This window comes from Streptomyces sp. NPDC059224, from assembly GCF_042754285.1.
Taxonomy (GTDB): domain Bacteria; phylum Actinomycetota; class Actinomycetes; order Streptomycetales; family Streptomycetaceae; genus Streptomyces.
This window is the reverse complement of record NZ_JBHZAN010000064.1, coordinates 25,916-37,128: the sequence shown is the minus strand read 5'-3', so window position 1 is coordinate 37,128 and position 11,213 is coordinate 25,916. Positions and strand designations below refer to the sequence as shown.

Below are 11,213 nucleotides of genomic sequence, written 5' to 3'. Positions count from 1 at the left end.
GGCCGAGAGTCTCTCGGCCCGCCCCGCACCCGTGGACGTCGTGGTCAGACCAGGTTCACCGACCGGGCCGACGTGGCCCCGATCTCCGCCTCGACCTCGGCCAGTACGCCGGGGGTCACCGTGTCGTCGACGGTCAGCACGGCCAGCGCCTCGCCGCCCGCGATCGACCGGGCGACCTGCATGCCGGCGATGTTGATGCCCGCCTCGCCGAGGATGCGGCCGACGGTGCCGACGACGCCCGGACGGTCCTCGTAGCGCAGTACCAGCAGGTGGTCGGCGATCGCGAGGTCGACGTCGAAGTCGCCGACCGCGACGATCTTCTGGAGGTTCTTCGGGCCCGCCAGCGTGCCGGAGACCGAGACCTCCTCGCCGCTGCCCAGGGTGCCGCGCACGGTGACGACGTTACGGTGGTCGGCCGACTCCGAGCTGGTGGTGAGACGGACCTCGACACCGCGCTCCTGCGCGAACAGCGGGGCGTTGACGTAGGAGACGGTCTCGGCGACGACGTCCTCGAAGACACCCTTGAGCGCGGACAGCTCCAGCACCTTCACGTCGTGCTGGGTGATCTCGCCGTAGACCTCGACGTCGAGGCGGACCGCGACCTCACCGGCGAGCGCGGTGAAGATCCGGCCGAGGCGCTCGGCCAGTGGCAGGCCCGGCTTGACGTCCTCGGCGATGACCCCGCCCTGGACGTTCACCGCGTCGGGGACCAGCTCGCCGGCGAGGGCCAGGCGGACCGACCGGGCGACCGCGATGCCCGCCTTCTCCTGGGCCTCGTCGGTGGAGGCACCGAGGTGCGGGGTGCAGACGACCTGGTCCAGCTCGAAGAGCGGGGAGTCGGTGCACGGCTCCTTCGTGTACACGTCGAGGCCGGCGCCGGCGACCCGGCCCTCCTTGAGCGCGGCGTACAGCGCCACCTCGTCGACGATGCCACCGCGTGCGGCGTTGACGATCCGCACCGACGCCTTGACCTTGCGCAGCGCCTCGTCGCCGATCAGACCGACCGTCTCGGGGGTCTTCGGCAGGTGCACGGTGATGAAGTCGGAGACTTCGAGCAGCTCGTCCAGCGAGAGCACCTTCACGCCCATCTGCGCGGCCCGGGCAGGCTGGACGTAGGGGTCGTACGCCACGACCTTCATGCCGAAGGCCGACATCCGCTGGGCGACCAGGGCGCCGATCCGGCCGAGGCCGACGACGCCGAGGGTCTTCTCGGCGAGCTCGACACCGGTGTACTTGCTGCGCTTCCACTCGCCGTTCTTCAGCGCCGAGTTGGCCTGCGGGATGTTGCGGGCGCTGGCGATCAGCAGACCGCAGGCCAGCTCGGCGGCGGTCACGATGTTGGAGGTCGGCGCGTTGACGACCATCACGCCAGCCTTGGTGGCGGCGGAGACGTCGACGTTGTCCAGGCCGACGCCGGCTCGTGCGACGACCTTCAGCTTCTTCGCCGCCGCGATGGCCTCGGCGTCGACCTTGGTGGCGGAACGGATCAGGATCGCGTCCACGTCGGCGATGGCCGGGAGCAGCTCGGCCCGGTCTGCTCCGTTCGTGTGCCGGATCTCGAAGTCCGGGCCCAGCGCGTCGACGGTGGCGGGCGACAGCTCTTCAGCGATGAGTACGACAGGTTTCGAGCTCACGTGAGTCCTCACATGTCCAATGCGGACGGCCGTCCCGACGGCCGCTGGCGGTGGAGGGGGCTACCGCGGAGACGCACGACGCTGTGGGCCTGACGCGTATGTAGTACGGCAGTGTAGTGGCGTGGTGGTGGTCGTCCTGCGCCTCTGCGGAAGGATCACCCGTCCGAGATTCGACGGGGTGGACAACGGGGCCGGAGCATCCGCTCCGGCCCCGTCACCTGCGGCTCAGGCCTCTTCGTTCACCCAGGACATCAGCTTGCGCAGCTGCTTGCCAGTGGTCTCCAGCAGGTGCTCGGAGTCCTGCTTCTTGTACTCGTTGTACTTCTTCAGACCGCCGTGGTACTCGTCCATCCAGTTACGGGCGAAGGTGCCGTCCTGGATCTCGGCGAGGATCTGCTTCATCTCGGCCTTGGTGGCGTCGGTGATGATCCGCGGGCCGGTGACGTAGTCGCCCCACTCGGCGGTCTCGGAGACCGACCAGCGCATCTTCTCCAGGCCGCCCTCGTACATCAGGTCGACGATGAGCTTCAGCTCGTGCAGGCACTCGAAGTAGGCGATCTCCGGCTGGTAACCGGCCTCGACCAGGGTCTCGAAACCGGCCTTGACCAGGGCGGAGGTACCACCGCAGAGGACGGCCTGCTCACCGAACAGGTCGGTCTCGGTCTCCTCGGTGAAGGTCGTCTTGATGACGCCGGCGCGGGTGCCGCCGATGCCCTTCGCGTACGACAGCGCCAGCGCGAAGCCGCCTCCGGTGGCGTCCTGCTCGACGGCCACGATGCAGGGCACGCCGCGGCCCTCCTCGTACTGTCGGCGCACCAGGTGGCCCGGGCCCTTCGGGGCGACCATGCAGACGTCGACGCCGGCCGGGGGCTTGATGAAGCCGTAGCGGATGTTCAGGCCGTGGCCGAAGAACAGCGCGTCGCCGTCGTTCAGGTGGGGGGCGATGGACTCCTCGTAGACCTGGGCCTGGATCGGGTCCGGCACCAGGATCATGATGACGTCGGCCTCGGCGGCGGCCTCGGCCGGGGTCACCACGCGCAGGCCCTGCTCCTCGGCCTTCGCCTTGGACTTGGAGCCCTCGTGCAGACCGACCCGCACGTCGACACCGGAGTCGCGCAGCGACAGGGCATGGGCGTGACCCTGGCTGCCGTAGCCGATGACCGCGACCTTGCGGCCCTGGATGATGGACAGGTCGGCGTCAGCGTCGTAGAACAGCTCGGCCACTTTGGGTTCTCTCCTTGGTGTACGGATGGTGCGTCCCACCGTATGACGGCGGGTGGAAGGGAAGTTGCGGGGTCTCGGCATACGGGCGCCCGACAGCCGTCGGCCGCCCGTGTCCAGCCTTACGCAGATCGGTCGAGTGCGCGCAGCGACCGGTCGGTGATCGAACGGGCACCACGGCCGATCGCGATCGTGCCGGACTGCACCAGCTCCTTGATGCCGAACGGCTCCAGCATCTTGAGCATGGCGGTCAGCTTCTCGCTGCTGCCGGTGGCCTCGACGGTGACGGCGTCCGGGGAGACGTCGACGGTCTTGGCGCGGAACAGCTGGACGATCTCGACGATCTGGGAGCGCGTCTCGTTGTCGGCGCGCACCTTCACCAGAACGAGTTCCCGCTGAACGGCGGAACCCGGCTCCAGTTCGACGATCTTGAGCACTTCGACCAGCTTGTTGAGCTGCTTGGTGACCTGCTCCAGCGGCAGGGCCTCGACACTCACCACGATGGTGATGCGGGAGATGTCGGGGTGCTCGGTGACACCGACGGCCAGTGAGTCGATGTTGAAGCCCCGCCGGGAGAACAGCGCGGCGATCCGGGCCAGGATGCCCGGCTTGTTCTCCACCAGAACGGAGAGCGTGTGCTTGGACATGGTCTGTTACGTCTCTCTCGCTCAGTCGTCTTCGTTGTCGCCGAAGTCGGGGCGGACGTCCCGGGCGGCCATGATCTCGTCGTTGGAGGTGCCGGCGGCGACCATCGGCCACACCATCGCGTCCTCGTGGACGACGAAGTCCACGACGACCGGCCGGTCGTTGATGGAGTTGGCCTCTTCGATGACCTTGTCCAGGTCGTCCGGGGACTCGCAGCGGATCGCGTAGCAGCCCATGGCCTCCGACAGCTTCACGAAGTCGGGGACCCGGGTGCCGCGGGCGTCCGGGTTGACGTCGTCGGGACCGGAGTGCAGCACGGTGTTGGAGTACCGCTGGTTGTAGAAGAGGGTCTGCCACTGACGGACCATCCCGAGGGCGCCGTTGTTGATGATGGCGACCTTGATCGGGATGTTGTTCAGGGCGCAGGTGGTCAGTTCCTGGTTGGTCATCTGGAAGCAGCCGTCGCCGTCGATCGCCCAGACGGTTTGCCCGGGCTGCCCGGCCTTGGCTCCCATGGCGGCGGGGACCGCGTAGCCCATGGTTCCGGCGCCGCCGGAGTTCAGCCAGGTGGCGGGCCTCTCGTACTGCACGTAGTGCGCGGCCCACATCTGGTGCTGGCCGACGCCCGCCGCGAAGATCGTGCCTTCCGGGGCGAGCTGCCCGATGCGCTCGATGACCTGCTGCGGCGAGAGCGAACCGTTGTCGGGCTGGTCGTAGCCCAGCGGGTAGGTCTCGCGCCAGCGGTTGAGATCCTTCCACCAGGCCGCGTACCGCGACCCTGCCGCCTCGCCCTGCTGGCCCTCGCTGTGCTCCTTCTGCACCGCCTGGATCAGGTCGGCGATGACCTCGCGGGCATCCCCGACGATCGGCACGTCGGCGGCGCGGTTCTTGCCGATCTCCGCGGGGTCGATGTCGGCGTGGACGATCTTGGCGTACGGGGCGAAGCTGTCCAGCTTGCCGGTGACGCGGTCGTCGAAACGGGCGCCGAGGGCGACGATCAGGTCGGCCTTCTGCAGCGCGGTGACGGCGGTGACCGCACCGTGCATGCCCGGCATTCCCACGTGCAGCGGGTGGCTGTCGGGGAATGCGCCGAGCGCCATCAGGGTGGTGGTGACGGGCGCTCCGGTGAGTTCGGCGAGGACCTTCAGCTCGGCGGTGGCGCCGGCCTTGATGACGCCGCCGCCGACGTAGAGGACGGGCCGCTTCGCGGAGGTGATCAGCTTGGCGGCCTCGCGGATCTGCTTGGCGTGCGGCTTGGTCACCGGACGGTAGCCCGGCAGGTCCATGACCGGGGGCCAGGAGAAGGTGGTCTTCGCCTGGAGGGCGTCCTTGGCGATGTCGACCAGGACCGGGCCTGGGCGGCCGGTGGAGGCGATGTGGAACGCCTGGGCGATGGTCCGCGGGATGTCCTCGGCCTTGGTGACCAGGAAGTTGTGCTTGGTGATCGGCATCGTGATGCCGACGATGTCCGCCTCCTGGAAGGCGTCCGTGCCGATCGAGGAGGACGCGACCTGCCCGGTGATCGCCACGAGCGGCACCGAGTCCATGTGCGCGTCCGCGATCGGCGTCACCAGGTTGGTGGCGCCCGGCCCCGAGGTGGCCATGCAGACGCCGACCTTCCCGGTGGCCTGCGCGTAGCCGGTGGCCGCGTGACCGGCGCCCTGCTCGTGCCGGCACAGGACGTGGCGCACCCGGGTGGAGTCCATCAGCGGGTCGTAGGCCGGCAGGATCGCGCCGCCGGGGATGCCGAATACCGTGTCAGCGCCGACCTCCTCAAGCGAGCGGATGAGGGACTTCGCACCCGAGACGTGCTCGACGGGGGCGGGCTGCTGTCCTCCGGAACGGGGGCGCGGCTGCGGATGGTGGGCCGCGGCGCTCTGCTCGGTCATCGGCATTCTCTTCTCGATGCTGAGGGTTTTTGCGAGGTTCGTACGGATTTCTGCCGCCGTACGTCTGGTGCTGGTGCAACAAAAAACCCCTCGTGCCGTAAGGCAAGCGAGGGGAGCGCGCCGGTGTGGTCGCTGGGGGTTCCGGATCCTTCTCCGGCAATTCCCAGCTCAGCCGACGCGCTGTCCAAGTACGAGAATTCGGGTGCGCATGGAACTGACCCTCCCTCTGACGCGCACCACGTGTCAAGTGGGTGGGACAGGAGTCTCATTATGTGAGCGAAGGGCACTGCCGCCTCCGAACACGGCGGTCACCCCGCCGGCGACCGCGGGCACACTACTGGTGTACACCCCCGCGCCCCTGTCCATGGTCCGTTCCCCGCTCGCGGCGCCCGCGAACGCCGGCTCGGCCGGTGCGTGCGGCACCGGATAGTGGCCGGATCCCAGGGCCCGGCGCAGCCGGTACTCGTCCACCGGACCGGAGAAGGCCATGCCCATCCCGTGCGTGCACCCCATCGCGCGCAGCGCCGTGACCTGCTCGGGCAGGTCCACGCCCTCGGCCACCGACTGGAGTCCGAGATCACCGGCGATCCGCAGCAACCCGCTGGTGATCTTGTGCAGCCGGGGCGACTCGACGAGCCCCTCGACCAGACTGCGGTCGAGCTTGAGCATGTCGACGGGGAGTCGGCGCAGTGCGGTGATCGCCGCGTAGCCGCTGCCGAAGCCGTCCAGCGCGATCCGGACGCCGTGCCGGCTGAGCACGGTCAGACGCCGCTCCAGCTCGTCGAGCGGAACCCTGGGGTCGGTGTCGGACAGCTCCAGGACCAGCGCCCCCGACGGCAGCCCGTGCCGGGTGAGCAGTGCCTCCACGGAGCCGAGCGGCGAGGACCGGTCGAGGAGCCGCCGGGAACACGTCCGGACGGCGACCGGCACCACGAGCCCGTTGGCGGCCCGCTCGGCGGCCTGTTCGACCGCCTCCTGGAGGATCCAGCGGTCCAGCTCCGAGGTCTTGTCGCTGTCCTCGGCGACCCGCAGGAACTCGGCAGGCGTGAACAGCACCCCCTGGGAGGAGCGCCAGCGCGCCTGCGCGGAGACCGAGGCGATGCGGCCGCTCTCCAGGCAGACCACGGGCTGGTGCAGCAGCGCGAACTCGCCGTCGTGCAGTGCGGCCCGCAGCCGGGTCGCCAGTTCCGCCTTGCGTACGACGTCCTGCTGCATCTGTGGCTTGTACAGCTCGACGCGGCCCTTTCCGGCCGACTTGGCGCGGTACATCGCCAGGTCGGCGTTGCGCAGCAACTCGCCCGCACCGAGGCCCGGTTCGGCGAAGGCGACACCGATGGACGCGTTGACACGGACATCGTTGCCGTCAATGGCGTACGGATGCGAGAGGGTCACCCTGAGGCGGTCGGCGAGCTCCAGGATGTGCCGCTCCCGGGCACTGCGGTCACGGGTGTGGTCTCCGACGATCAGCGCCGCGAACTCGTCGCCGCCCAGCCGGGAGGCGGTGTCGCCGTGGCGGACCGCGTCCTGGAGTCTGCGCGCGGCCTGGACGAGCAGTTCGTCGCCGGCCTGGTGCCCGATGGTGTCGTTGACCGCCTTGAACCCGTCCAGGTCGATGAAGAGCACCGCCGTGTTCCGCAGGGCGGGGCCCCGGTCGGAGGAGCGGCGGCCGGACAGCGCCTGCTGCACCCGCCGGGTGAACAGGGCGCGGTTGGGCAGGTCGGTGAGCGGGTCGTGCTCGGCGTTGTGCTGGAGCTGCGCCTGCAGCCGCACTCTCTCGGTCACGTCCCGGCTGTTGAAGATGAGACCGCCGTGGTGCCGGTTGACGGTGGACTCGACGTTGAGCCAGCCGCCGTCGCCGGACCGGAAACGGCACTCGATGCGGGTGGTGGACTCCTCCAGGGGGCTGCCGGCGAGGAAGCGGCGCACCTCGTGCACCACGCAGCCCAGGTCCTCCGGGTGGATGAGGTTGCCCAGTTCGGAGCCGACCAGCTCCTCGGCGGGCCGTCCGTAGACCCCGGCGGCGGCCGGGGAGACGTACCGGAGGATGCCGTTGGGCGCGGCGATCATGATGACGTCGCTGGAGCCCTGCACCAGGGAACGGAAGTGGTTCTCCTGATGCGCCAGTTCCTGGGTGAGGGTGATGTTGTCGAGCAGCATGATGCCCTGGCGCACGACGAGGGCGAGGACCACGCAGCCGGCGGTGATCAGGACGACGTGGTCCGGGCTGCGGCCGTTCAGCACGTTGTAGAGGATGCCCAGCGTGCACACGGCGGCGGCCAGGTAGGGGGTGAGCGCGGCCAGCGAGCCGGTCAGGGGACGGCCCGCCGAGTACCGGCCGTGCTCGCCACCCGGCACGGACGGCTGCCGGGGTGCCGTGGTCCGGCCGCCGGGCACGTGCTCGTGGACCACGCGCGTGTGCGCCTCGGGCTCCGCCGCATGCCGGGGCGGGGCCCAGGGGGCGTACGCCAGCAGCAGCGACCCGGCGAACCAGCCCGCGTCCAGCAGCTGGCCGGAGCGGTAACTGCTGTGCAGCAGCGGCGAGGTGAACAGAGCGTCGCACATCACGGTCAGGGCGAGCGCGCCGATCGCGGTGTTCACCGCGGTGCGGTTGCCGGGCGAGCGCCGGAAGTGCAGCGCGAGCACCATGCTGACCAGGGCGATGTCCAGCAGCGGGTAGGCCAGCGAGAGCGCGGTGTGCGCGACGCTGGGCCCGTCGAGCCGGGCGGCCTGGGCGAGCGCGAGGCTCCACGACAGGGTGAGCAGCGAGCCGCCGATCAGCCAGGCGTCCAGTGCCAGGCAGATCCAGCCGGCCTTGGTCATCGGCCGCTTGGCCAGGACCAGCAGACCGACGATGGCGGGCGGCGCGAAGCACAGGAAGAACAGGTCGGCGTAGCTGGGGCTTGGCACGGGCCGTTGGAGCACGACCTCGTACCATCCCCAGACCGCGTTGCCGAGGGCCGCCATCGCCGAGGAGAGGGCGAACAGCAGCCACGCGGGTCGAAAGCGGACCCGCGGGGAGCGGGCGTAGAAGAAGCACGACACGGCGGCGGTGCCGGCGGCCGCGGTCAGACCGAAGTCGCCCATGAACAGGGCGATCTGGTTCGAGCCCCAGTCGAACGCGGAACCGACGGCGTATCCCGCGCAGATCAGGGCCAGGACGAGTTGGCGGACCACGCCGGTCCCGCCGCCGGTGACCGGCGGCCGGGAGCGCGGCTTCCCCGCCGGAGGCTGCGCCCGCAGCGCTCCGGGGAGGGTGGTCGGCACGGGCGTCGGCGCTGTCACCGGACCCTCCCGGTCCGTGCCGCCCCCGCGTCCCTCGGGTCCCGGTGCGCCGGGTGGGCGTGCCTCCTGCGTGCGCTGTGCCTGCGGTGGTGGTGATGGCTGGTGTGGTGGCCGCGTCTGCGCGCAGCTGTGTGCCAGGGTCGCCGGCGGCGGCTCCGCCGCGTCGGATCGTTCGTCCATAGGCCGTGCATCGCCCGTCGCCCCCTCACAAATCTGAAATGTCCATCCCCGGCCGCCGAACGGTGCGCGGCGCAGCCCCTGTCGGGACGATACACCAGTCTCGTCACTCAGGGACATAGCTTCTCTACGCTCCGTGACGACCAGCGGCTACGCGCGTACGCACCGCGCCCGGAAGGTCGCGGACCGTACCGGAAGCGGATTGCACGCGTGTTGCTGTGACGGTCAGTTGCCGGTGGATCCCGTCGTAAGGATCACGTTCCGCAACGGCTCCCGGTTCACGAAACGCTTCAACTGGTCGGTGACGACGCGCTTCGCGCGCGGCAGGAAGGCCGAGGTGGGGCCGCCGACATGAGGGCTGATCAGCACGCCGCGCGCCTGCCACAGGGGATGTCCGGCCGGCAGCGGCTCGGGATCGGTGACGTCCAGTGCGGCGGTGAGGCGGCCGCTCTCCAGTTCGGCGAGGAGCGCGCTGGTGTCCACGACGGCCCCGCGCGCGATGTTCACGAGCAGTGCGCCGTCCTTCATCCGCGCGAGGAACTCCGCGTTGACCAGGCCACGCGTGGTGTCCGTGAGGGGCGTGGCGAGGATGACGACATCGGCTTCCGGAAGCAGACGCGGCAGTTCGGTGAGCGGATGCACGGGCCCGCGCGCCGAGGCGCGCCCGGAGCGCGCGACGCGCGCCACCCGCGCAACCTCGAAGGGCACGAGCCGGTCCTCGATGGCCGAGCCGATGGCACCGTACCCGACGATGAGGACGTTCTTGTCGGCGAGGGCGGGGTGGAAGCCGCCCTCCCAGTGCCCCCGGTCCTGGGCACGCACGAACCCCGGGATCCCGCGCAGGGAGGCCAGGGTCAGGGTCAGCGCGAGCTCGGCGGTGCTCGCCTCGTGCACGCCGCGCGCGTTGCACAGCGGCACGCCGGGGACGATGAGGTCGAGGGCCGCGATCATGTCGTCGACACCGGCGGTGAGGGTCTGGACGAGGCGCAGGTTCCGCATCCCCGGCAGCGGCCGTGCCCGCACCTCCTGCGGCTTCATGTAGGGGACGACATACACGGCGCAGTCGGCAGGATCACCGGGAAAGTCCTGGTCCCCGTCCCAGAAGAGGTAATTGAGCCCCTCGGGGAGCTCCTGGAACTCCTTCGGCGGGATGGGCAGCCATGCGTCTTGGGTCATGCCAGGAGGCTATGTCAGGCACGTGGGGGCGCAGAGGTTAGGTTGGGGGCTCTAGAAGGAGGTTCACGGGCTGGTGGAGCGCAGGACGATCGGCGCGGGGGCGCTCGCGGTGGGGGCCGTCGGACTCGGGTGCATGCCGATGAGCTGGGCCTACAGCGGGTCACGGCAGCGCGGTGACGAATCGGTGCGGGCGGTGCACCGGGCACTGGACCTGGGCATGACGCTGCTGGACACCGCGGACATGTACGGCCCGTTCACCAATGAGCTGCTGCTGGGGCGGGTGCTCAGGCAGCGGCGGGCCGAGGCCTTCGTGTCGACCAAGGTGGGCCTGCTGGTCGGCGACCAGCACATCGTTGCGAACGGCCGGCCCGGCTATGTGCGGCGCGCCTGCGACGCGTCCCTGCGGCGGCTCCAGACCGACGTCATCGACCTCTACCAGCTGCACCGCGCCGATCCCGAGGTCCCCGTGGAGGAGACCTGGGGCGCGATGGCGGAGCTGGTGCGGGTGGGGAAGGTGCGCGCGCTGGGGCTGTGCGCCCTGGGGGCGCGCGGGGGGCGTAGGTCCGGCGCTCGGTTGCACGACGCGACCCTGCGCCAGTTGCAGCGGGTGCAGCAGGTGTTCCCGGTGAGCGCGGTGCAGGCGGAGCTGTCGGTGTGGTCGCCGGAGGCGCTGGAGTCGCTGCTGCCGTGGTGCGAGGCCCGGGGCGTGGGTTTCCTCGCGGCGATGCCGCTGGGCAACGGCTTCCTCACCGGCACGCTCACGCCCGGTGAGGGCTTCGAACCGGACGACGTGCGGGCCCGGCACCCTCGCTTCACGGCGGAGATGATGGCGGCCAACCAGCCGATCGTGGCGGGGCTGCGGCGGGTCGCCCGGCGGCACGGGGACGAGGTCACCGCGGCTCAGGTGGCGCTGGCGTGGGTTCTCTCCCGGGGGCGGCACGTGGTTTCGGTGCCGGGGGCGAAACAGTGCCGGTGGGCGACGGAGAACGCCGGGGCGGCGGCCATACGGCTGACCACGGCGGACCTCGCCGAGCTGGCTTCACTGCCCGCCGCGCAGGGGTCGTGGGACTAGCGGGCAATTGCCGTGATCCGCCCCGTGGTTCGGTGCGGCACCGGGGTGGCTGCTCGCGCCCGCGCGGCGGAGCCGCATATCGGCCAAGTCCCGCGCCCCCGCGGGGCGCTGCACTAA

7 protein-coding genes are annotated in these 11,213 nt (G+C 70.4%); 1 reads left to right on the top strand and 6 read right to left on the bottom strand.

What is annotated here, in order from left to right; translation table 11 throughout:
• Window positions 1-44: 44 nt before the first annotated feature.
• The 6 genes from serA to ACFXI4_RS42145 form a co-directional block, all read right to left on the bottom strand.
• Complete coding sequence (gene serA / locus ACFXI4_RS42170; protein ID WP_385002302.1) at window positions 45-1,634, bottom strand: phosphoglycerate dehydrogenase; 1,590 nt, start codon at window positions 1,632-1,634, stop codon at window positions 45-47.
• Between the two features lie 225 nt (window positions 1,635-1,859).
• A complete protein-coding gene (gene ilvC / locus ACFXI4_RS42165) occupies window positions 1,860-2,858 on the bottom strand; it encodes a ketol-acid reductoisomerase (RefSeq protein WP_362722843.1) in 999 nt (332 codons plus the stop codon).
• 119 nt (window positions 2,859-2,977) lie between these two features.
• Entirely contained in the window at window positions 2,978-3,502 is a 525-nt protein-coding gene (gene ilvN, locus ACFXI4_RS42160; RefSeq protein ID WP_362722846.1) for an acetolactate synthase small subunit, read from the bottom strand.
• A gap of 21 nt (window positions 3,503-3,523) precedes the next feature.
• Window positions 3,524-5,389, bottom strand: a complete 1,866-nt coding sequence (locus ACFXI4_RS42155) for an acetolactate synthase large subunit (RefSeq protein WP_385002299.1) — start codon at window positions 5,387-5,389, stop codon at window positions 3,524-3,526.
• A 243-nt stretch (window positions 5,390-5,632) separates the two neighbouring features.
• On the bottom strand, window positions 5,633-8,671 hold the full coding sequence (locus tag ACFXI4_RS42150) for a putative bifunctional diguanylate cyclase/phosphodiesterase (protein ID WP_385002296.1): 3,039 nt from the start codon (window positions 8,669-8,671) through the stop codon (window positions 5,633-5,635).
• Between the two features lie 402 nt (window positions 8,672-9,073).
• Window positions 9,074-10,024, bottom strand: coding sequence for a 2-hydroxyacid dehydrogenase (locus tag ACFXI4_RS42145; protein WP_385002293.1), 951 nt, complete (start codon window positions 10,022-10,024; stop codon window positions 9,074-9,076).
• 73 nt (window positions 10,025-10,097) lie between these two features.
• Here ACFXI4_RS42145 and ACFXI4_RS42140 point away from each other — a divergent pair, with 73 nt between their 5' ends.
• Entirely contained in the window at window positions 10,098-11,096 is a 999-nt protein-coding gene (locus ACFXI4_RS42140; RefSeq protein WP_385002290.1) for an aldo/keto reductase, read from the top strand.
• The last annotated feature ends 117 nt before the right edge of the window (window positions 11,097-11,213 follow it).